This is a genomic window from Williamsia sp. (assembly GCF_036566845.1).
Lineage (GTDB): Bacteria > Actinomycetota > Actinomycetes > Mycobacteriales > Mycobacteriaceae > Williamsia.
Genome location: NZ_DATCVM010000243.1, coordinates 15,768 through 37,256, shown reverse-complemented (window position 1 = coordinate 37,256; position 21,489 = coordinate 15,768). Strand labels below are relative to the sequence as shown.

The window sequence follows — 21,489 nt, the reverse complement described above, 5'->3', positions numbered from 1 at the left end:
GAATCCGCCCTTCGAGCCGCTCAGAGGCCCGTGACGGACGTCGCACTGGTTCACCGGTCGCGACCATTAGGGTGGTCAGGTGTCTGAATCCACTCCACCGATCAATGTTCGCCGGGCCGGCGCGATAGTCGCACTCGAGGGCGCCCTCGGCGTCGCGGCCGCGATCTACATGGTGATCCGGGAGTTGATGGGTCACGAGGACGGTGCCTTCATCAGCGGCTACGGCACCGCGGCATGGTTTGCCATCCTCGGTGGCGGTGTTCTGGCCGCCGGCATCGCGCTGCTCACCGGACGTCGCTGGGGCCGGGCCATCGCGGTGATGACGCAGATATTGCTGGTTCCGGTGGCGTTTGCCCTGATCACCGACAGCGAGCTCCCGATCATCGGTACGCCGGTACTGGTCGTGCTGGCATTCGCGCTGTACTTCTTGTTCAGCCCGACGTCGATGAAGTGGTTCGCTGCGGCCTACGAGATCAAGCCGGGTGAAGAAGACGAAGCGGACGTCGAGCCCAAACCCGTCGCAAAGACCTTCGAGCGTCGCAAGAAGAAGCGTCGCTGAAGCGCTGTTCGCAGGTCTACTCGGCTCGAGAACCTGCGGCGATGAACCGGTCACCCCACTCCGCGACCGGAGCAAGAAGGTTGTTGAGCTCGTTGCCCCGGTCGCTGAGCGAGTAGTCCACGCGCAGCGGAAATCCCTCTCCGGCTGTTCGGACCAGTAGCCCCGCGCGTTCCAGGTCGCGTAGCTGAGCTGCCAGGACCTTCTCGGATATCCCGCCGATTGCGCGACGTAATTCGGCGAAGCGGCGGTCTCCCTCGCTCAATCGCCACATGATCGTCGGCTTCCACTTCGAACCGATGAGTTCGAAGACGACGTTCACTCCGCACTGCACGTTTGACTGGTCCGCCATGTCCGCTCCTCACCGCCAGGTCCGTACGCACAAAATTGTACGTACTGGACCGCCGTCGCGTGACCGAGCAGTATGGCGACATGAACATAATCAGTTCTCCCACAACGATTTCAGTGCTCGGACTCGGTGCCATGGGCGTGGCTGTCGTGCGCGCCGCGGCGGCGGCCGGTCACGGCGTCAACGCCTGGAACAGGACACCTCGAACGAACGACGATTTCGGTTTACCGGAACATGTCGTGCTTGCCGATTCGCCCGCCGCGGCGATCGCCGCGGCGGACATCGTGGTGATCTGCGTGCGCGATCACCACGCGAGTCGCAGCGTGATCGAGCAGATCGCACCCGAAATCGCCGGTCGTGTGGTGGTCAATCTGTCCACCGGAACCCCGTCGCAGGCCGCTGAATCCGCGGCGAGATCTGCGGGGAGCGGCATCCGATACGTCACCGGAGCGATCATGGTTCCGACTTCGATGGTCGGTGGAGAGCAATCGCTGGTGCTGTACGCCGGAGCCGACGAGGATCTGGCCACCCTCGGGCCCTTGTACAACTCCTTCGGTGGAACCAGCGATGTTGTTGGTGCCGATCACGCTGTCCCGCCGGCATTCGACCTGGCGATGCTCGACATCTATTTCGCGGGCATGTTCGCCCACCTGCATGCCACCGCGCTCGCCGGTGCGTACAACATCGATCCGGGTCGCTTCCTGCCCTACGCGCAGAGCGTCGTCGAAACGCTCGGAGCTTCACTACCCGGCCTTTCGTCGGCGGTGGAGCAACGCACATATGACGGTGGCGAAGCTCGCCTGGACATGTGCCTGGCGTTTCTGGAACACATCGTTGAGTCGAGCCGCGAGGCCGGAATCGACCCGGGCATCAGTGAGTTGGTGCGCGACGCCTCGTCCCGCGCGATGGCGCACCGGGCAGCTGCCACGGACTGGGAGGTCGTCGCCGAGGATTTCCTGGTCACGGCCCGATCTACCGCGCCGTGACCGTTGTCACCACCCTGGGGGTGCTTGTGCCGGAGGTCGATTGGTTTGCTGATCGGTTGCTTCCTCCGTCGCCGAAGTCTGTGTCGTCGCATCCGAGTCGCTGCGCGGGCGTTGTTCGTACCAGCTGATGCGTGGGATCTGTGTGGTGTATCAACACCACCAAGTCCACCGGGCACCGCGATTGTCCGCACGGGACTGATTGACCACGTCGAGGAAATCGGCGAGATCTCCGCGGGCTCGCTTGGCGTCCGTTCCATAGGTCGCCTCGTTGACGGCGGCGGGCGCGTCGTAGCCAATCCACGCGATTGTGGCGGTTGTTTGGTTACCGCGGCCGGCTCCGTAGAGGACTTCACCGGCCGTGGCCTGGAGATTTGTCGCCTGGTCGACGTAGGTCCCCAGATCGTTGTCGCCCTGCTTGTCCTAGGGGACCGCACCAGTACCTGGAACGAAAACACTGACGTGGCCGGCGGTGTCGACGTCGCCGATCGCAACGGCGGCCTTGGGGACATCGCCGGTGAAATCGACAAGAAGGACTCGGAGATCAGGGCGCGCGTGCAGGAAGGCAGTTCGGTAGGCGGCAGTCGACGATGCCGACAGCTGTTCCAGCGTGGCGTCGGTTGGGATGGCAAGTGGGCGGGACCGCGCCGACCTGCGCCGCAGAACCCCGCCGATGCGGAGGTGGCCGCCTCACCCGACCATCCAGTGAGGTCCTTGTCGTTGATGCGACCCAGCTGCTGGTTCACCTCATCCAATGTGAATACCTTCGTGGACAAGACAGTGACGAGCGCATCGAGCTCGGCGCCTGACTTGATTTCCCACAGTTCATACATCCCCGTATTCAGTTCTTCCCATCCATCGCTGCCCGGTGGCAGCGTGGTGTGCGGCGAGAACAGTGGTACCGGTGGGGGGCTACGGATGGGGCACAAAACATGGAAGAACTCAGGGTTGACGTCGACGATCGGCATGATGCCGCAGCAGGCGTCCTGCGATCTGCCCAGAGAGCAGAGGGCGAGTTTCGATCTCAGAATCAAGCAGCGAGTGCCGCCTCGGACGGATGGCCGGGAACGAGTTCGGTTGACGCTGCAGCCCGGAGACGATTTTCGCAGCGGCTGACCGGGGTTCGGTGGAACGAATCACATTGCTGTCGAGCAGCATTGATGCCGCCGCCAACATATTTCATTCAGCCGAGACTGCGGCTGAAGATCGGATCGGCGCCGCCTCGCGCTCGCGACCGGACGATCGCGTATAGCCGCGAGTCAGACGGTGCGGACGTGGGCCGGGCGCCCGGCGTCGACATAATCGGCGCTGCGGTATCCGGTGATGCCCAGCGATTGGATCTGACGGGTCTCACCGTCGAAACCGAGGACCGCCAGAGACGCCGGGAGCATCGCGAAATGCGCACCGAACTCGATGGGTGCACCGATCCAGCGTGCGAGCAGCGACCTGGACAGGTGGCCGTGGCCGATGAGGACCACGGACCTGGTGATCAGATCGTCCAGGAGTCCGTTGATCACGGCGTCCATCCGGTCGCTCATCTGCTGGGGTGATTCACCGCCGGGGCCGCCCCGTGACCACACCGTCCAGTCCGGATCGGTCTCGCGGATCTGCGGGGTGGTGATGCCCTCATAGCTGCCGTAATTCCATTCGGTGAACATCTCGTCGGTGCGGGAAACGCTCAGACCCGCCAGTTCCGCGGTATGGGTGGCGCGCACTCGCGGCGATGAGAGGACCAGGGGATCGGTCAGGAGCAGCTCATCGAGCGGTTCGCGCAGGCCCGCGGCCTGTTCCTCGCCGAGAGGCGTGAGCGGGATGTCGCTCGTCCCGGTGTGCTTGCCCACCTTCGACCACTCTGTTTCGCCGTGCCGGATGAGAATCAGTCGATGAATGGCCGAACTCGGGGTACTCACCCCAGACATTCTGCACTGCCTGCGCATAGGGTCAAGACAAACAACTGCGGCAGAGCGTTCGGAGTGCTCGACTTGGAGGGAGTCAGCAATGAGCAGAGTTCTTGCGGTGGCGAATCAAAAGGGGGGCGTCGCGAAGACCACAACGGTGGTCTCGCTGGGCGCCGCATTGGCCGACAAGGGGTTGTCGGTTCTGGTTGTCGACCTCGATCCGCAAGGGTGCCTTACCTTTTCGTTGGGTCACGACCCCGACAAGCTGACGATCTCAGTTCATGACGTGCTGCTGGGCGAGGGCACGCTGGCCGAGGCCCTCCTCGACACCGACGACAAGGTCACGCTGCTCCCGGCCACGATCGATCTGGCCGGCGCCGAAGCGTTGCTGCTCATGCGCCCGGGACGCGAGTACGCACTCAAGCGGGCCCTGGCGACCGTCGACGAAGACTACGACGTCATCATCATCGACTGCCCGCCCTCACTGGGCGTTCTGACGCTCAACGGACTGACCGCAGCCGACGAGGTGGTGGTGCCTCTGCAGTGCGAGACACTGGCGCATCGGGGTGTGGGCCAGCTGCTGCGAACGGTCACAGAGGTGCAGCAGATCACCAATCCCGATCTGAAGTTGCTCGGAGCGCTGCCCACCCTCTACGACGCCCGCACCACACACAGCCGAGACGTCCTGGCCGACGTCTCCGACCGCTACGACCTGCCGGTGCTGGCGCCGCCGATTCCGCGAACCGTCCGTTTCGCCGAGGCCTCGGCGTCGGGTGCGAGTGTGCTGGTAGGACGAAAGAGCAAGGGCGCCCAGGCATATCGAGATCTGGCGGACAATTTGTGGAATCACTGGAAGGACGATGCGCCGCTGCAGACCCTCGAAGCGGTCTGAGCCTGGACTCGCGCACCCGACCCCGATGATGTGCCGTTCTGGCGAACAAAACCCCAGGTGGGATCCGCCAAAACAGCACATCATCGGGGTTGGGGGGCGAGAACCGCGACCGTGGAGTCCCATCGCTGTACGAGCTGATCGCCGATGTCGGCGAGGGTGATGATTCCGCCGTTGTATCCCTTGCGCTCCACCGGAATCGAACGGATCGGTTGCCCGTTGTCGAGATTGTGCTCGCTGATCCCTGTGGCGCTCGGCAGCAGTAGCGAACCGGCCATGACCACGCCGGGACCCAGCGTCTCGGGTACCTGGAACCGGGCGGCGAGGGTGTCGGGATCGATCACGACGGTGGCCTTGCCGGTCCAGAATGTGATGACGTCGCCGCTGGAGATCGGTTTGCTCTCGATTCCGACCGCGTCGCCCAGAACTGTGGTGCGGTTCTTGATCGTGCCGTCCACCGCATAGGTCTCGAGCATCGGACTCGGTGACGACACGTACACGGTCACACCGGTTTGGTTGACCGCGACCACGCGTGGCGGGGAGCCCAGTTCGCCGGTGATGATGGTCGACCCGAAGTCCTCGAGCTTTTCGTCCTTGTCGAGGGTGGCTCCGAGGATGGTCAGTCGATAGCCGGGTTCGATACCGCAGCGTTCGATGACAGCGATGCGGGAAGAACCGATCCCGCTGGAGACGAACTCGCACCCCGAACGCGGTTGGGTCCCGGGGTTCACCGGTGCGTCGACCCGGCCGTACTCGATGGTGCGGACCAGGTCGGTGCGCCACGTTTCGAGGCGTGTATCTCCCTGTGCCACAACGTAATCGCGGTCGAGGCTGACGTCGAGGTTGTTGTCGGCGTCGCTGCTCCGCGACGATGCGCGCTCACCTGTTGCGGCGTCGAGTGCGGTCACCTCACTGCATCCGCGGGCGTTGCGATAGATAGCGATGGCGTAGTTGCGGCCACCGGCTCCCCATCCGGTGACGGTGCACAACGGGATGTCGCGCGTGTACGACCACAGTGCGGCGCCGGTGGCCGGATCGTGTCCGACCACGGCTCCGTCCTCGCCGGTCACCACCACGCCTCCGATCGCAACCGGTGTCGCGGTGGCCGAGCTGGCTGCTCGCCACGCCTCGGTGAACGAAGGCGGAACCGCGGTGGCTTCCGCGGGCGGGGTCGCAGCCACGACGGCAGGATCCGACTCGGTGTTCTTCACCGAACTGGTCGCCCAGATCGCGACGGCAGACGCCGCGACGATCACAACCAGCACAACAACCACTGCGATGTCGAGCGGTGTCCGCCGCTCCGGCCTGAGCACCGTCAGCTACTCCGAAACGGTACCCACGGTGGTGTCGCCGGCGTCGGTGCCACTACCCGCGCCCGACCGGCGGCGACGCCGACGACGGGGCTGATCGCTGTTCTCGGGACCTTCGCCGGACGCGGCTGCCGGAGCCGCTGACCTGGTCGTGGCGGTTGCTTCGGCCGTGGCAGCCGACGCGTCCGCGGTGGTTGCCACGCCCTCGTCCTGGCCACCGGCGCGTGTGCGACGACGCTGGCGGGACGGGCGCTTGGCGCCCTCTCGTCCACGTCCGGCCACAACACGCTTCTCGTCGCCGGAAGAACGTCCACCCGAACGTGGTTCGCGCTCCTCGCGGGCGGGTTTACCGGACCCGACACGTCCGGTCGCAGACTCGGGGATGCCCAGTTGCTCGCGCAAATGCGGTGAGCTGGAATAGGTTTCGGCGGGATCGTCCATGCCGAGGTCGAGGGCTTTGCTGATCATCTCCCAGCGATGGAGTTCATCCCAGTCGACCAGCGTGATCGCGATACCGGTGCGTCCGGCGCGGCCGGTCCGTCCGATGCGGTGCACGTAAGTCTTCTCGTCGTCGGGGCACTGGTAGTTGATCACGTGCGTGACGTCGTCGATGTCGATACCGCGGGCGGCGACATCGGTGGCGACGAGGACGTTGACGCGTCCCTCACGGAAGGCGGTCAGCGACTTCTCGCGAGCCACCTGCCCGAGGTCGCCGTGGACGGCGCCGACGGCGAATCCGCGCTCGGCGAGATCGTCCGCCACCTTCTGTGCGGTCCGCTTGGTCCGCGTGAAAATCATTGTGGCGCCGCGACCTTCGGCCTGCAGAATGCGAGCGACCAGTTCTGCTTTGTCGAGCGCGTGAGCGCGGTAGACGTGCTGAGTGGTGCGTTCGTGCACAGCGGAGTCGTTGGCATGCTCGGCCCGGATGTGGGTCGGCTTGGTCAGGAACGTGCGCGCCAGCGTGACGATCGGTCCGGGCATGGTCGCCGAGAACAGCATAGTCTGGCGGGCATCGGGAAGCGAACCCATGATGCGTTCGATGTCGGGCAGGAAGCCCAGGTCGAGCATCTCGTCGGCCTCGTCGAGGACCAGCACCTGCACCTTGCCCAGGATCAGATGGCCCTGGCGGGCGAGGTCGAGGAGGCGGCCGGGAGTACCGACGACCACATCGATGCCGATCTTCAGTTCGCTGATCTGGTGTTCGAACGGGCGTCCGCCGAAGATCGACAGGATCCGCAGCGGCCGGTTCTGGCCGTCGGCGGTGTCGACGTGCAGGCCTTTGGCGGCGATCTCGAGGTCGTCGGTGACCTGGATGCACAGCTCGCGGGTGGGGACGATGATCAGCGCGCGGGGGGTGCCGTCGAGCTTGCGGATACCGGGCTCGCCCGGATCGGCGGTCGCCTGGGAGACGCGCTGCAGCAGCGGCACGCCGAAGCCGAGGGTCTTGCCCATGCCGGTTCGGGCCTGGCCGATCAGATCGTCGCCGGCCATCGCCAGCGGCAGGGTCAGTTCTTGGATCGCGAATGTGTTGACTTTTCCGTCGGCCGCAAGGGCGTCGACGATCTCCTTACGAACGCCGAGTTCGGCGAACGTGGGGGAGACGTGGTCTTCGGCAACGATGACTTCTTCGACGACGTCGAGTACCGGGTCCTGGGTTTTGTTTTCGATGTTCAGTTGATTGCCTTTCGCAATGTGCTCCCGCGCGCACTGCAAGGGTTCAACCACACAGGTCAGCATTTCGGCCTCGAGCAACCGAGGACTCTGGCAACCGGTATCTGGCTAAAGCGGACCCGATCGATATCGGGCTGCCGTCGGTGCGCGCACAAATTCGGTGCGAGTCAGCGTCTGGCATGACTCACCCCTGGCAGTGTACGTGTCCTCAGACGGTCTCGAAGAATCGGTGCATTCGCCGAAACGCTCCGGTGCGTCCTCGAAGGGCGTGCGCACTACACTCGAACGCATGTCTTCTGGTTCACAAACCGAGCCGCCGGTGGCCGCGGTCTCGCCCTCGGTTTCGGCCGATCATCCCGGAATCACCGAACTCTTCGGCGTGCTCGCGTGCGGAGAATTGGCAGCGTTCTATCGCCTCACATCCGAGGCGCTGATGGCTCCGGGTATCCGGGGCCGGGTAGCCATGGCGAGCATGGCCGCGGCCGAGATGTCGCACTTCGAGATCCTCCAGGAGGAACTGCAGCGACGGGAGGTCGACGTCTACGGGTTGGTCTCCGCGTACGAGGCCGTGCTCGATCGCTACCACGCCTCCACGGTTCCGAGCACGTGGGAGGAATCGCTGGTCAAGGTGTACGTCGGTGACGGATTGGCGGCGGATTTCTACCTCGAGATGGCAGGCACGCTGCCTGCGGAGGCCGAAGCCGTGGTCCGGGCGGTGATGTCGGAGACCGGTCATTCGGACTTCGCCGTGACAGCGATCCGCGACGCGGTGACCGCCGACCCGAACCTGAAGTCGCCGTTGACGTTGTGGGGACGGCGTCTGCTCGGTGAGGCGATCACCCAGACCCAGTACGTACTCGCCGGCCAGGACGACCTGACGGAGCTGCTCTTCTCGGTGGAGACCGACCTGAACGGAATTGCCGGATTCTTCGATTCGATTCAGGAGCGCCACGGCCGCCGGATGGCGGACATGGGCCTGGCGTAGAAATACCCCCGTTCGGCGCGGGTCGGCCTGACTGATGGCCCGCCCGCCCCTGGGGATAGATTCACACCCGTAGGAAGTACACCGCCGAAGATCTATGGAGGATTCTGTGGCCGTTGATGTGAAGATCGGGATCACCGACAGCGCGCGCGAGCTGGTTGTGCACATCGACCAGGACAGCGACGAGGCTCATGCCGCGGTCGAGGCCGCACTGTCGGGAAGCGATCAGCTCCTGCGTTTGCAGGACGACAAGGGCGCGCGGTATCTGATCCCGGTGACCAAGATCGCCTACGTCGAGGTGGGCACCTCCGAAGCCCGCAAGGTGGGATTCGGCGCAAGCTAGTGCCGCGGGGGCCTGATCCGCTCAGGCCTCGTTGTCGGAGTCGCTCGCGTGCTGCATCGGCACGCGGGCGAGTCCACCCCAGAGCATCGTGACGGTGATGTCGATGGCCTCTTCCTTGGTCATCGGACGCTTGGCGTCGAGCCAGTGGCGGGCGTTGACCTGGCTGAGGCCGACGAGGCCGGCCGCGAGCATCCGGGACCGATTCTGGTCCAGGCCGGAATCGTGCATCACCAGTCCGTATACGGCGTCGACACATGCTTCGGTCGCGCCTTCGACCCGGCGGATCGCCGCCGGATCCAGTGCGTCTGACTGGAAGATCAGTCGATATCCCTGGTTGTCCTCGTCGATGAAATCGAAGAACGCCTCCACTGCGGACCGCACGCGGTGCCGGTTGTCGGTGGATGTCAGCAGCGCCCCGGTGACCCGATTGACCATCGATTCCGCGTGCAGATCGAGTACCGCGAGATAGAGGTCGAGTTTGCTCGGGAAGTGTTGGTAGAGAACAGGTTTGCTGACGCCCGCGTGAACCGCGATCTCGTCCATCCCCGCCGAGTGGTAGCCGCGTTCGACAAAGATCTCACTTGCCGCATCCATCAACTGCAGGCGTCGCGCACTACGTGGCATCCGAACACTGCGGCGTCCAGCATTGGCGGAGTTCGCCTTCACCCCGGTGCCTGCTGCTGCCGTCTCGTCCATGGATCGAGGGTATATCCCGGCACTCGAGTTAGACATGCAGGACCGTGGCGTCTCGTTCATGGATCGAGGGTGTATCGCGGCACTTGAGTTGGGCATGCAGGACCGTGGTGTCTCGTTCGTGGATCGAAGGAACTGTCTCGGCGAGCCGCCACCGGTGGTGGCTTACAGGTGAATCGGCGATGCCTGTGAGAAGGTGAAGCGGTGACTGATGCGGGAGGCTCGGGGAGCAGGGGAACGCGACGTTCGCCCCACGACACCCCGGCCCAATCGAGTCGGGGCGACGAGGGCAGCACACGTCGCTCAACTGGTCGCCGGACCGCGGTTGTCGACGGAAGAGACCACTCCGACCAGGCGCGACGTGCCGCCGAGAGAGCCCGCCGGCTGGCCCGCGCCGAGGCCGAGGCGGATGCCCGGCTAGCCAATCAGCGCACCGACATCCACCCGCCGGTGTCGTCGGGGCGTCCCGCGCCGGATCAGCCCCTGCGGGCCCGGTGGGACCCGACCGGTGATCCCGGGCGGCAACGCGCCGAACGCGACACGGATCGAAAGAAGCAGACTGCGCTCGGGCGATTCGTCGCCACTTATGGCTGGCGCGCATACGCGATTCCGGTCCTGGTGGTGCTCACCATCGTGATGATCGTGCTCACCGTACGGTCGGAGCAGGACAGTCCGCCGGTGGTGGCCGCAGCCGATTCCGATCCGGATGCGGCCCGCAGCACCGACGTCAACAACGCGACCACCGCGATCGGCGCACCGCCTGCCGAGGTCCAGGCCGAACAACTCCCGTCCGGCGCCCTGCCCGCCGGCGGCCCGTTCGCGGAAAGCGGCGACCGTACCTACCGCATCGTCCCCGGCGCGACCCCGCGCATCGGGGCCGGTGGCCAGGAGTTCACGTACACCGTCGAGGTGGAGAGCGGACTGAACTCCGGCGATTACGGCGGTGACCCCACGTACGCCAAACTGGTCGACGCCACGCTCGCGAATCCGAAGAGCTGGATCGGCGACGGGACGTTCAGCTTCCGCCGGATCGACAGCGGCACCCCCGACTTCCGCGTCACCCTCACCTCGCCGGAGACCACGCGGCAACTCTGTGGATACGAGATCAAGCTCGAATCGAGTTGCTACTACCCGCCCGAGGGCCGGGTGACGCTCAACGAGGCCCGCTGGGTCCGCGGTGCCACCTCCTTCGAGGGCGACGACCTCGGCTATCGGCAGTATCTGATCAACCACGAGATCGGCCACGCGATCGGCTTCGTCAACCACGAACCGTGCAAGGTCAACGGAGCCCTCGCGCCGGTGATGATGCAGCAGACGTTCGGTACGGCGAACAGCGAGATCATGGCTCTGGACCCGGACATGAAGGCCGATCGCAGCTACGTCTGCAATCCCAACCCCTGGCCGTTCCCTGAGCGTTGATCTGCGGCCGTCGGACGATTGCACGCAGACGGAATCTTCCGTGTGGTGCATTCGTTGAAAGGAGGGACGGTGCCGCGAGGCCCGGTGCAGGGATGCACGACGATCGTGAGGAGTGCTCGTGTCACAGTTGCCACCGCTGGTTGAGCCCATAGGAGAGCTCACCCGCGAAGAGGTCGCCCGCTACAGCAGGCACCTGATCATCCCCGACATCGGCGTCGACGGGCAGAAACGCCTGAAAAACGCCAAAGTGCTCGTCATCGGTGCCGGCGGGCTCGGCTCTCCGACACTGCTCTACCTGGCTGCCGCCGGTGTGGGCACCATCGGGATCGTCGAATTCGACGAGGTCGATGAGTCCAACCTGCAGCGCCAGGTCATTCACGGGCAGTCCGACGTGGGCCGGCCCAAGGCCGATTCGGCGAAAGACTCGATTCTAGAGATCAATCCCCATATCGAGGTGCACACCCACAAGTTTCGCCTCGACAACAGCAACGCCGTCGAGCTGTTCGGGCGGTACGACCTGATCATGGACGGCACCGACAATTTCGCCACCCGATATCTGGTCAACGACGCCGCCGTGCTCGCGGGTAAGCCGTACGTGTGGGGTTCGATCTACCGGTTCGAGGGCCAGGCCTCGGTGTTCTGGGAGGACGCGCCGGACGGTCTCGGTCTGAACTATCGGGACCTGTATCCGGAGGCCCCACCGCCGGGCATGGTGCCGTCGTGCGCCGAGGGTGGCGTGCTGGGCATCCTGTGCGCTTCGATCGGCTCGATCATGGGCACCGAGGCGATCAAGTTGATCACCGGTATCGGCGAGACGTTGCTGGGTCGGCTGATGGTGTACGACGCCCTCGACATGCGCTACCGGACCATCAATCTGCGTAAAGACCCCGAGGCGCCGAAGATCACCGAACTGATCGACTACGACGCGTTCTGCGGGGTGGTCTCGGACGCGGGTGTGTCGGCCGCTGCCGATTCGACCCTGACCGCAGCGGAACTCAAGCAGCGTCTGGACTCCGGCGAGAAGCTCGCGCTGATCGACGTCCGGGAACCGGTGGAGTGGGAGATCGTCAAGATCGAAGGTGCCACGTTGATTCCGAAGGGCGACATCGAGTCGGGCGAGGGGCTGGCCAAGCTGCCGCAGGACCGTCCCGCGGTGCTGTACTGCAAGACCGGCATCCGGTCGGCAGAGGCGCTCGCTGCCGTCAAGAACGCAGGTTTCGCCGACGCCACCCATCTGCAGGGTGGAATCACGGCCTGGGCCAAGCAGGTGGATACCGAACTGCCCGTCTACTGACCCTGCCGGTCCATCATGAACCTGGTGCGGCGACACCCATCTCGGCTGCGGTGATTCTCTCGGTCACGCCGGTAACGTTGGCGCCGTGACCTCTGACTTGACCTCCGTCGAGCCGCCCGAACATGTCCTGAAGACCTTCGGGTTGGCCGAACAGCCGGTGGTGGCTCTCGGTGACGGCTGGGAAGGCGGATGGCGAATCGGAGAGACGGTTCTCTCACTCGTCCCCGATCACGCACGGGCGGCATGGTCGGCGAAGGTCCGGGAAACGCTGTACGTCGAGGGCGTGCGGGTAGCGCGCCCGGTCCGATCGTCGGACGGACGCTATGTGGTCTCCGGCTGGCGGGCCGACACCTACATCGCCGGTACCCCCGAGCCCCGCTTCGACGAGGTCGTCTCGCTGGCCGACCGGCTTCATGAGGCCACCGCAGAACTCGAGCGCCCGCGCTTTCTGACGCAACCGCCGGCGCCGCCGTTCAGCGACGTCGACGTGTTCACGGCGGCCGATCGCGCTGCCTGGGAAGACGTCCCGATGCGCTCGGCGCGGTCGGCCGGATTGGGCGACCCGACCTCACCGGACGGTGTCACGAGCCTCGAGATGCTGCGGACGCTGTCCACCCTCCGCAAGAACGTGCAGTCGCCGTCGCAACTCGTCCACGGTGACCTGTTCGGCACGGTGCTGTTCGCCGGGGCCGCAGCGCCCGGGATCACCGACATCACCCCGTACTGGCGACCGGCGGCCTGGGCGTCCGCTGTCGTCGTCGTGGATGCCCTGGCGTGGGGTGGGGCCGACGACGGACTCGTCGATCGCTGGGAAGATCTGCCGGAATGGCCGCAGATGATGTTGCGTGCCGTCATGTTCAGGCTGGCTGTTCACGCGTTGCATCCGCGCTCGACGTCCGGTGCGCTCCCGGGGCTGAAACGGGTCGCCGATATGGTCCGTTTCCTCGTTTAGCCCTCCTGAGCTGCAGTTTTTCGCTGTATCGGCTGCCTGACGCGCATTGCTGAACCCACTTCTCACACCCTTTCAGGGTGAGAAGTGAGAACACTGTGACTGTTCGGTCACTGGTTGCAAACCTCCCGCAACACCGGTTTCCTACCGTTCTCCTCAAGTCATCCGGCAACTGACCCGGACATACGAGGAGGGGCACGAAGTGACTGCGAAGGCCATAAACCGAAAGCACTACATCACCGACTGGGATCCTGAAGACGTCGAGGCGTGGGACAACGGCAACGCCGACATCGCCAAGCGGAACCTGATCTGGTCGGTGATCTGTGAGCACGTCGGCTTCTCGATCTGGGCGATGTTCTCGGTTCTCGCGCTGATGATGGGTCCGGAATACGGGATCAGCGCCGATCAGAAGTTCGCGATCGCCGCCGTCGCGACGTTCATCGGTTCCTGCCTGCGGATCCCTTACACCCAGGCCACAGCGAAGTTCGGTGGACGGAACTGGGCGATCTTCTCGGCAGTTGTGCTGTTGATCCCCACCGGCCTGCTCCTGATGCTGATGATGAATCCGGGTGACTTCGGCTTCGGATGGTTCCTGTTCGTGGCCGCGCTGACCGGCTTCGGTGGCGGCAACTTCGCGTCGTCGATGACCAACATCAACGCCTTCTACCCGCAGCGACTGAAGGGCTGGGCGCTGGGACTCAACGCCGGCGGCGGAAACATCGGCGTTCCGGTTGTCCAACTGATGGGTCTGCTGGTGATCTGGCTGTTTGCCGACAACCCCGAGGTCCTGTGTGCCATCTACCTGGTTCTGCTGGCCTTGGCAGGTGCGGGTGCAGCCCTCTACATGGACAACCTCGACCACCAGACCGCCAGCGGCCGCGCGATGGTGGAGGCGCTGAAGTTCCGTGACACCTGGATCATCTCGCTGCTGTACGTCGGAACCTTCGGTTCCTTCATCGGTTTCGGGTTCGCCTTCGGTCAGGTCCTGAACATCAGCTTTGCCTCGTCCGGGAACTCGAACCCGGCTTTGGCTGCGGCACAGATCGTGTGGATCGGGCCGTTGCTGGGATCGCTGAGCCGGCCATACGGCGGAAAGCTCGCCGACCGGATCGGCGGCGGCAAGGTGACCCTGTTCAGCTTCCTCGCGATGATCGCGTCGGCCTCCATCCTGGTGGTGGCGGGTCTGATCTCGGATGCCAATGACAAAGAGATCACCGGTGGCACCCTGACCGCCTTTGTCATCGGCTTCGTGTTGCTGTTCCTCATCTCGGGCATCGCGAACGGCTCGGTGTACAAGATCATCCCGAGCATCTGGGAGCACAAGGCCCAGATCAATCCGGCTCTGAACAGTCTGGGCAAGACCAACTGGTCGCGGTCGATGTCGGGTGCACTGATCGGTATCGCGGGCGCCTTCGGTGGGCTCGGTGGCGTCGGGATCAACCTGGTTCTGCGCGACAGCTACAAGTCGAATCAGTCAGCCACCCAGGCCTTCATCATCTTCCTCGCCTTCTACGTCTTCGCAGCGATCCTGACCTGGTGGTTCTACGTCCGACAGTCCGTGGAGGTCACCGAATCGGCGCCGGCACCGGCCCCGACCACCGCCCCGGCTGTGCAGCCGTGACCACGCAGACGATCCCCCTCGGCCTCACGGCCGAGGGTTCGGTCGGAACCCGGACACATTGCCCCTACTGCGGTTTGCAGTGCGCGATGACCATCACGGGGTCCGGCGCCGGCGATGCCGAGATCGCCCCGCGGCAGTTCCCCACCAACAAGGGTGGGTTGTGCCAAAAGGGCTGGACGGCAGCGGAAGTGCTCCGCAACCCGAATCGGCTCACCGAACCGCTCGTGCGGGTCGACGGAGAGCTGACGCCGACGACGTGGGACAACGCACTGAACATCGTGGCGCAGGGTTTCGCCCGGGCCCGCCGTGAGCACGGCGCCGATGCCGTGGGCATCTTCGGCGGCGGCGGTCTGACCAACGAGAAGGCCTACCAGCTGGGCAAGTTCGCCCGGGTGGCATTGCAGACCTCGAACATCGACTACAACGGCCGGTTCTGCATGAGCTCGGCGGCCGCGGCCGGCATCAAGTCGTTCGGTATCGACCGGGGACTGCCGTTCCCGTTGGCCGACATCGGTTCGGCGGAGTGCATCGTCATGCTCGGCGGCAACGTGGCCGAGACGATGCCGCCGATGGTCAGCCACCTGATGACAGCGGCCCGCGCCGGCGGGCTCGTCGTGGCAGATCCGCGCCGGACGGCAACGGTGGAAAGGGCGGTGGCCGACGGCGGTGTGCACCTGCAGCTCGCGCCCGGCACCGATCTGCCACTGGTCCTCGGCATGGTTCATATCGCGGTGACGGAGGGGTACGCGGATCTCGATTACATCGCCGACCGCACCAGCGGGTTCGACGAGTTCTGGCGGGTCGCCGGGCAGTGGTGGCCGGAACGCGCCGAGCGGGTCAGCGGCGTCCCCGTCAGTGCGATGCGCCGGACGGTGGCGCTGCTGGCTGCGTCCCGTGACCGCGGGACCGGAGCGTATGTGCTCACAGCCCGTGGCGCGGAACAGCATTCGACCGGTACCGACACCGTCAGCGCCGTGATCGGTTTGTCCCTGGTGCTGGGGCTGTGCGGTCAGCGGGGCAGTGGCTACGGCTGTATCACCGGGCAGGGCAACGGTCAGGGTGGGCGCGAGCACGGACAGAAGGCCGACCAGTTGCCGGGCTACCGGAAGATCGCCGACCCGGCGGCCCGCACACACGTTGCCGCGGTGTGGGGGATCGACCCCGCCGATCTCCCGGGTCCCGGCCGCAGCGCCTACGAACTGCTCGATTCCCTGGGACAGCCCGGCGGACCCAAGATGCTGATGGTGCACGGCGCGAACCTGGCTGTGTCGGCGCCGCGCGCCGGCCACGTGGTGGACCGGCTGAAGTCCTTGGACATGCTGGTGGTCAACGACTTCCTGCTGTCGGAGACCGCGGCGATGGCCGATGTGGTCTTGCCGGTGCTGCAGTGGGCAGAGGAAGAAGGGACGATGACGTCCCTCGAAGGCCGGCTGCTGCGACGGCGCCAGGCGGTCCCGGTCCCCGATGGCCCGCGTAGCGAACTGGAAGTGCTGTCGGAGTTGGCCATTCGCCTCGGTCAGCCGGCCGACCGCTTCAAGACCGACCCCCGCGAGGTCTTCGACGAGCTGCGACGCGCGTCTGCCGGTGGTCCGGCGGACTACACGGGCATCACCTACGACCGGCTCGACAACGACGAGGCCATCCACTGGCCCTGTCCCGAGCCCGGTCATCCCGGAACCCCGCGGATGTTCCTGGATCGCTTTGCCACCGAGGACGGCCGGGCCAAGTTCATCGCGGTCGACCACCACGGTCAGACCGAGCCGGTGAGCGCCGACTATCCGCTGGTCTGCACGACCGGACGGGTTCTGACCCACTACCAGTCGGGCGCCCAGACCCGTCACGTGAAGGCGCTGGCCGACGCCGCCGGCCCCATGTACGTGGAGGTCAACAGCGACACGGCGGAGCGACTGGGGATCGCCGACGGCGACCACGTGACGCTGACATCGCGCCGCGGCCGCGTGATCGCCGCGGCCCGGTGCATCGACTCGCTGCGCCCGGACACCGTGTTTCTGCCCTTCCACTACGCCGGTGACGGGCGCGCCAACCTGCTGACCAATCCGGCACTCGATCCGACGAGCCGGATGCCCGAATTCAAGATCTGCGCTGTGCGGATGGAGCCGGCCACACAGACGGGATCGACGGGGTGAACATGACCAAGCGTGTGGTGATCATCGGCAACGGTATGGCCGGTGCCAGGCTGCAGGAAGAACTGCACCGACGCGATCCCGGTGGCGAGCGCGTCACCAGTGTGGTGATCGGTGAGGAGCCGACCGCGGCGTACAACCGGATCCTGATGTCGAATGTGGTGGCCGGCCGGATCAGCCCGGCGGACACCATGATTCGTGCCGAGGGCTGGTACCGCGAACACAACCTGCAGACGCATGTCGGTGTGCGGGTCGAGCGCATCGACCGCGCCGACCAGAGCGTGCACTGCAGCGACGGCACCGTTCACCATTACGACAAGCTCGTGTTCGCCACCGGTAGCAGGGCGTTCGTCCCGCCGATCGCCGGTGCGCTCGACGACGACGGTTTGCCGGTGCCCGGCGTTGTCGCCTTCCGCAACCTCACCGACTGTGAAGCGATCGTCTCGGCCCTGGGGAAGGGTGTTCGGGTTGTTGTCGTCGGTGGTGGTCTGCTCGGACTCGAGGCGGCTCGCGGTGCACTCCTGCAGGGTGCAGCGGTGACGGTGGTCCACCCGCGGTCCCATCCGATGGAGAAGCAGCTCGACAGTGCGGGTGGGGCGGTCCTGACCCGGATCCTGCGTGAGATCGGGATGGACGTGGTGCTCGGCGGCCGGGTGAGCGCGATCCGCGACGATCCGCAGACCGGCCGTGAGGTGGTCCTCACCGACGGCGCGACCCTGGGCGCCGATCTGGTCATCGTGGCCGCCGGGATCGCGCCCAACACCGAGGTCGCCGCGGAGGCCGGACTGGCCGTCGATCATGGCATCGTCGTCGACGACGAACTCCGCACGAGCGACCGGGCCGTGTACGCGATCGGCGAATGCGCCCAGCACCGCGACATCGTCTACGGTCTGGTGCAGCCGGGGTGGGAGATGGCCGAGACGGTGGCCGAGAACCTGATCGGTGACAGCCAGGCCGGATACGAGGGCACACAGCAGATCCTGCGACTCAAGGCCCACGACATCGACCTGGCCTCGATGGGGGAGATCGACACGGACCCGGGCGATCTCGAGGCGGAGGTGTTGACGCTGTCCGATCCCCATCGGGGCCGGTACGCCAAGGTGGTCGTCCGCAAGGACCGGGTGGCCGGGGCGGTGCTCCTCGGCAATCCGGAGGTGGTGGGCACCATCTCACAGTTGTTCGACTCCGGGGCGCCGGTGCCGACCGACCGCATGCGCCTACTGCTCGGGCACCTCACCGGCGGTGCCACCGAATCGGCGAGCCCCGCACAGATGCCCGGCGACGCGATCATCTGCCGGTGCAACACGGTGTCGAAGAAGAACCTGACCGACGCGTGGCGAAAGGGCGCCCGCAGTGCGGGTGCGATGGCCGATGCCACCCGGGCGACAACCGGTTGTGGCAGTTGCCAATCCGTGGTCGACGGATTGTGTGAATGGCTCAAGACGGCCGACGCATGACACAGACGAGAGACTTGAGAAGGAGGGCTGAGATGTCCGTCAAAACCGTTGTGGTGGTTGGTCATGGGATGGTCGGCCATCGTTTTGTGCAGGAACTGCGCCAGCGCGATGTCACCGACCAGTGGCAGGTCGTGGTGGTCTGCGAGGAGCCGACGGCGGCCTACGATCGCGTGGGGTTGTCGTCGTACGTGAACAAGTGGGACCCCGAGGCGTTGGCCCTCGACGGGAACACCTACCCCGGCGACCCGCTGGTGTCCCTGCTCCTGGGCCGCTCGGTGAAGCGGATCAATCGGGTCGCGCGGACCGCGGTCCTCGACGACGACTCCAGCATCGTCTTCGACGCGCTGGTCCTTGCGACGGGTTCGTATCCGTTTGTGCCGCCCGTTCCGGGTAAGGACTCGGACAACTGCTTCGTCTACCGGACGCTGACCGACCTGGATCGGATCCGCGGTGCCGCGGAGGCGGCCCCGGCCGGTGCCACGGCAGTGGTGGTCGGCGGCGGGCTGCTCGGTCTGGAGGCGGCCAACGCCCTCAAACTTCTCGGCCTGAAGCCGCACGTGGTCGAGTTCGCACCTCGCTTGATGCCGTTGCAGGTGGATGCCGGGGGTGGCGCACTGCTCGCCAATCTGGTCGAAGAACTCGGTGTCACCGTGCACACCGGCGTGGGTACCTCGGCCATCGAACAGGTCGAGGACGGTTCCCTGCGCATCACGCTCTCGGATGACAGCACCATCGATGAGGCTGCGCTGCTGGTCTTCTCCGCCGGTGTGCGGCCGCGCGATCAGATCGCCCGAGACGCCGACCTCGCGATCGGTGAGCGCGGCGGTGTACTGGTCGACAATGGTTGCCGCACCGATGATCCGGACATATACGCGATCGGCGAGGTGGCCGCGGTGGACGGCCGTTGCTACGGGCTGGTCGCGCCGGGCTACAGCACCGCGGAGGTCGTGGCCGATCGACTGCTCGGCGGACGCGCGGAGTTCGAGGGCGCCGATATGTCGACCAAGCTCAAATTGCTCGGGGTCGATGTCGCCAGCTTCGGTGATGCGATGGGTGCCACCGAGGGTTGCCTCGAGGTGGTCTTCAACGATCCGGTGGCCGGAACGTACTCGAAAGTTGTTGTGAGCGATGACGCCAAGACGCTGCTCGGCGGTGTGCTCGTCGGCGATGCGAGCCAATACGCCTTGCTCAAGCCGATGGTCGGCGGACCGGTCCCGGGTGATCCGGCGGCACTGATCGCCCCGGCCGCAGGCGAAGGTATCGGTCTGTCGGCGCTGCCGGACAGCGCGGAGATCTGTTCCTGCAACGGCGTCGACAAGGGTTCGATCTGCGGAGCCATCGCCCACGGGGCGCAGGATGTCGAAGCCGTCAAGACCTGCACCAAGGCCGGTACCACATGTGGTGGCTGTATTCCGTCGATCACCCGTCTGCTGGCTGATTCCGGCGTCGCTATCTCGAAGTCGCTGTGTGCGCACTTCACGCACTCCCGTGCCGAACTCTTCGAGATCGTGCGGGCGACCGGGATCCGGACGTTCAGCGAACTCGTCGCCAAGCACGGCCACGGCCTGGGTTGTGAGATCTGCAAGCCCACCGTCGCGTCGATCCTGGCGTCGACTTCAAGTGATCACATCCTCTCGGGTGAGCAAGCGGCACTGCAGGATACGAACGACCGGTTCCTTGCGAACATGCAGAAGAACGGCACCTACTCGGTGGTCCCGCGGATGCCCGGCGGCGAGGTGACACCGGACCAGCTGATCGTGATCGGTCAGGTGGCGAAGGATTTCGACCTGTACACAAAGGTCACCGGCGGCCAGCGGATCGACCTGTTCGGTGCCCGCGTCGAGCAATTGCCGTTGATCTGGCAGCGCCTCGTCGATGCCGGCATGGAATCGGGTCATGCCTACGGGAAGAGCCTGCGCACCGTGAAGAGTTGTGTCGGCACCAGTTGGTGCCGGTATGGCGTCCAGGATTCGGTGGGTATGGCGGTCGACCTCGAGAACCGGTACCGGGGCCTGCGGTCACCGCACAAACTGAAGTTCGGTGTGTCCGGCTGCGCGAGGGAGTGCGCGGAGGCCCGCGGCAAGGATGTCGGCATCATCGCCACCGAGCACGGCTGGAACCTCTATGTCGGCGGCAACGGCGGTCAGAGTCCGGCGCATGCCCAGCTGCTGGCATCGGGCATCGACGACGAGACCTTGATCAAGTACATCGATCGATTCCTGATGTTCTACATCCGGACGGCCGATCGGCTGCAACGCACGGCGCCATGGCTGTCGGCGCTCGAAGGTGGCCTGGAACACCTCAAAGATGTTGTGTGTGAAGACAGTCTCGGCATTGCCGCCGAGCTGGAGGCGGCGATGGAAACGCATGTCGCCGGGTACAAGGACGAGTGGGCGGGTGTGCTCGAGGACGAGGACAAGCTGGCTCGCTTCGTGTCCTTTGTGAATGCTCCCGAACAGCCCGATCCCACCATTGATTTCTCGGAGAGTGGCGGACGTAAGGTGCCGGTACTCTTGGGGATACCGCAGCCCGGCGCAGCCCGCCGGGGAACGGAGGAATAGACGATGAGTCTCGTCGATGACACGCGAGTTGACACGAATGCCACCACCTGGACCGCAGCCTGCGATTTCGACCGGCTCGTGCCGGGTTTGGGAGTTGCGGTCCTGCTGCCCGGGGATGAACAGGTGGCGCTGTTCCGAATGGTCGACGGGGAGATGTACGCCGTGGGCAACATCGACCCGTTCGGCAATGCGGCAGTCATGTCGCGCGGGCTGGTCGGCGACCGCGACGGTGAACCGACCGTCGCCTCGCCCCTCCTCAAGCAGGTGTTCTCGCTGGTCGACGGGCGCTGCCTCAGCGACGAGAATGTATGGTTGCCCGTCTACGAAGTACGGCAACGAGCCGGCCTGGTACAGGTTCGGCCGCGATAGC

At 65.4% G+C, this 21,489-nt stretch carries 20 protein-coding genes; 14 read left to right on the top strand and 6 right to left on the bottom strand.

Features of this window, described 5'->3' with window-relative positions; translation table 11 throughout:
* Positions 1 to 79: 79 nt before the first annotated feature.
* Positions 80 to 559 (top strand): hypothetical protein, encoded by a 480-nt coding sequence (locus VIQ49_RS23660; protein ID WP_331889032.1) that lies wholly within the window; start codon positions 80 to 82, stop codon positions 557 to 559.
* 16 nt (positions 560 to 575) lie between these two features.
* Here the strand turns inward: VIQ49_RS23660 and VIQ49_RS23655 are convergent, their stop codons facing one another.
* Complete coding sequence (locus VIQ49_RS23655) at positions 576 to 908, bottom strand: helix-turn-helix domain-containing protein (RefSeq protein ID WP_331889031.1); 333 nt, start codon at positions 906 to 908, stop codon at positions 576 to 578.
* 59 nt (positions 909 to 967) lie between these two features.
* Here VIQ49_RS23655 and VIQ49_RS23650 point away from each other — a divergent pair, with 59 nt between their 5' ends.
* Positions 968 to 1,891 (top strand): NAD(P)-binding domain-containing protein, encoded by a 924-nt coding sequence (locus VIQ49_RS23650; protein ID WP_331889030.1) that lies wholly within the window; start codon positions 968 to 970, stop codon positions 1,889 to 1,891.
* Positions 1,892 to 2,041: 150 nt separating this feature from the next.
* On the opposite strand, the gene VIQ49_RS29030 is transcribed toward VIQ49_RS23650, so the two are convergent.
* On the bottom strand, positions 2,042 to 2,290 hold the full coding sequence (locus tag VIQ49_RS29030; RefSeq protein ID WP_414731702.1) for an alpha/beta hydrolase: 249 nt from the start codon (positions 2,288 to 2,290) through the stop codon (positions 2,042 to 2,044).
* Positions 2,291 to 2,350: 60 nt separating this feature from the next.
* On the opposite strand from VIQ49_RS29030, the gene VIQ49_RS23645 reads away from it, so the two are divergent.
* Positions 2,351 to 3,004 carry a hypothetical protein gene (locus VIQ49_RS23645; protein WP_331889029.1) on the top strand — a complete coding sequence of 218 codons (654 nt, stop codon included), beginning with the start codon at positions 2,351 to 2,353 and terminating at the stop codon, positions 3,002 to 3,004.
* A 143-nt stretch (positions 3,005 to 3,147) separates the two neighbouring features.
* On the opposite strand, the gene VIQ49_RS23640 is transcribed toward VIQ49_RS23645, so the two are convergent.
* Positions 3,148 to 3,798 (bottom strand): acid phosphatase, encoded by a 651-nt coding sequence (locus tag VIQ49_RS23640; protein ID WP_331889028.1) that lies wholly within the window; start codon positions 3,796 to 3,798, stop codon positions 3,148 to 3,150.
* Between the two features lie 88 nt (positions 3,799 to 3,886).
* Here VIQ49_RS23640 and VIQ49_RS23635 point away from each other — a divergent pair, with 88 nt between their 5' ends.
* Complete coding sequence (locus VIQ49_RS23635) at positions 3,887 to 4,678, top strand: AAA family ATPase (protein ID WP_331889027.1); 792 nt, start codon at positions 3,887 to 3,889, stop codon at positions 4,676 to 4,678.
* An 80-nt stretch (positions 4,679 to 4,758) separates the two neighbouring features.
* Here VIQ49_RS23635 and VIQ49_RS23630 read toward each other — a convergent pair whose 3' ends face one another.
* Both VIQ49_RS23630 and VIQ49_RS23625 read right to left on the bottom strand, forming a co-directional pair.
* Positions 4,759 to 5,988 (bottom strand): hypothetical protein, encoded by a 1,230-nt coding sequence (locus tag VIQ49_RS23630; RefSeq protein WP_331889026.1) that lies wholly within the window; start codon positions 5,986 to 5,988, stop codon positions 4,759 to 4,761.
* Between the two features lie 6 nt (positions 5,989 to 5,994).
* A complete protein-coding gene (locus VIQ49_RS23625) occupies positions 5,995 to 7,722 on the bottom strand; it encodes a DEAD/DEAH box helicase (protein WP_331889047.1) in 1,728 nt (575 codons plus the stop codon).
* A gap of 223 nt (positions 7,723 to 7,945) precedes the next feature.
* Here VIQ49_RS23625 and VIQ49_RS23620 point away from each other — a divergent pair, with 223 nt between their 5' ends.
* Both VIQ49_RS23620 and VIQ49_RS23615 read left to right on the top strand, forming a co-directional pair.
* Positions 7,946 to 8,641 (top strand): ferritin-like fold-containing protein, encoded by a 696-nt coding sequence (locus tag VIQ49_RS23620; protein WP_331889025.1) that lies wholly within the window; start codon positions 7,946 to 7,948, stop codon positions 8,639 to 8,641.
* A 106-nt stretch (positions 8,642 to 8,747) separates the two neighbouring features.
* Entirely contained in the window at positions 8,748 to 8,981 is a 234-nt protein-coding gene (locus VIQ49_RS23615; protein ID WP_331889024.1) for a DUF3107 domain-containing protein, read from the top strand.
* A 21-nt stretch (positions 8,982 to 9,002) separates the two neighbouring features.
* On the opposite strand, the gene VIQ49_RS23610 is transcribed toward VIQ49_RS23615, so the two are convergent.
* Positions 9,003 to 9,677: a TetR/AcrR family transcriptional regulator gene (locus VIQ49_RS23610; RefSeq protein WP_331889023.1), complete on the bottom strand. Its 675-nt coding sequence runs from the start codon at positions 9,675 to 9,677 to the stop codon at positions 9,003 to 9,005.
* Positions 9,678 to 10,112: 435 nt separating this feature from the next.
* Here VIQ49_RS23610 and VIQ49_RS23605 point away from each other — a divergent pair, with 435 nt between their 5' ends.
* The 8 genes from VIQ49_RS23605 (at position 10,113) to nirD (ending at position 21,488) form a co-directional block, all read left to right on the top strand.
* Positions 10,113 to 11,093: a DUF3152 domain-containing protein gene (locus VIQ49_RS23605; RefSeq protein WP_331889046.1), complete on the top strand. Its 981-nt coding sequence runs from the start codon at positions 10,113 to 10,115 to the stop codon at positions 11,091 to 11,093.
* Between the two features lie 127 nt (positions 11,094 to 11,220).
* Positions 11,221 to 12,387, top strand: a complete 1,167-nt coding sequence (gene moeZ / locus VIQ49_RS23600) for an adenylyltransferase/sulfurtransferase MoeZ (RefSeq protein ID WP_331889045.1) — start codon at positions 11,221 to 11,223, stop codon at positions 12,385 to 12,387.
* Between the two features lie 97 nt (positions 12,388 to 12,484).
* The gene (locus tag VIQ49_RS23595; RefSeq protein ID WP_331889044.1) at positions 12,485 to 13,339 is read left to right on the top strand and encodes a TIGR02569 family protein; all 855 of its coding nucleotides are present in this window, start codon (positions 12,485 to 12,487) and stop codon (positions 13,337 to 13,339) included.
* A gap of 199 nt (positions 13,340 to 13,538) precedes the next feature.
* Entirely contained in the window at positions 13,539 to 14,957 is a 1,419-nt protein-coding gene (locus tag VIQ49_RS23590) for a nitrate/nitrite transporter (protein ID WP_331889022.1), read from the top strand.
* Positions 14,954 to 17,104 carry a molybdopterin oxidoreductase family protein gene (locus VIQ49_RS23585; protein ID WP_331889021.1) on the top strand — a complete coding sequence of 717 codons (2,151 nt, stop codon included), beginning with the start codon at positions 14,954 to 14,956 and terminating at the stop codon, positions 17,102 to 17,104. The genes VIQ49_RS23590 and VIQ49_RS23585 overlap by 4 nt, the downstream gene beginning before the upstream one ends.
* 2 nt (positions 17,105 to 17,106) lie before the next feature.
* Complete coding sequence (locus tag VIQ49_RS23580; protein WP_331889020.1) at positions 17,107 to 18,558, top strand: FAD-dependent oxidoreductase; 1,452 nt, start codon at positions 17,107 to 17,109, stop codon at positions 18,556 to 18,558.
* A 32-nt stretch (positions 18,559 to 18,590) separates the two neighbouring features.
* Positions 18,591 to 21,119: a nitrite reductase large subunit NirB gene (gene nirB / locus VIQ49_RS23575; protein WP_414731700.1), complete on the top strand. Its 2,529-nt coding sequence runs from the start codon at positions 18,591 to 18,593 to the stop codon at positions 21,117 to 21,119.
* Positions 21,120 to 21,122: 3 nt separating this feature from the next.
* The gene (gene nirD / locus VIQ49_RS23570) at positions 21,123 to 21,488 is read left to right on the top strand and encodes a nitrite reductase small subunit NirD (RefSeq protein WP_331889018.1); all 366 of its coding nucleotides are present in this window, start codon (positions 21,123 to 21,125) and stop codon (positions 21,486 to 21,488) included.
* Position 21,489 lies beyond the last annotated feature (1 nt).

Excerpts from the sequence above, each read along its gene's own strand:
- nirB (WP_414731700.1), top strand. The coding sequence starts at position 18,591 with ATGTCCGTCAAAACCGTTGTGGTGGTTGGTCATGGGATGGTCGGCCAT.
- VIQ49_RS23610 (WP_331889023.1), bottom strand. The coding sequence starts at position 9,677 with ATGGACGAGACGGCAGCAGCAGGCACCGGGGTGAAGGCGAACTCCGCC.
- VIQ49_RS23580 (WP_331889020.1), top strand. The coding sequence starts at position 17,107 with ATGACCAAGCGTGTGGTGATCATCGGCAACGGTATGGCCGGTGCCAGG.
- VIQ49_RS23620 (WP_331889025.1), top strand. The coding sequence starts at position 7,946 with ATGTCTTCTGGTTCACAAACCGAGCCGCCGGTGGCCGCGGTCTCGCCC.
- VIQ49_RS23635 (WP_331889027.1), top strand. The coding sequence starts at position 3,887 with ATGAGCAGAGTTCTTGCGGTGGCGAATCAAAAGGGGGGCGTCGCGAAG.
- VIQ49_RS23655 (WP_331889031.1), bottom strand. The coding sequence starts at position 908 with ATGGCGGACCAGTCAAACGTGCAGTGCGGAGTGAACGTCGTCTTCGAA.
- VIQ49_RS23625 (WP_331889047.1), bottom strand. The coding sequence starts at position 7,722 with ATGCTGACCTGTGTGGTTGAACCCTTGCAGTGCGCGCGGGAGCACATT.
- nirD (WP_331889018.1), top strand. The coding sequence starts at position 21,123 with ATGAGTCTCGTCGATGACACGCGAGTTGACACGAATGCCACCACCTGG.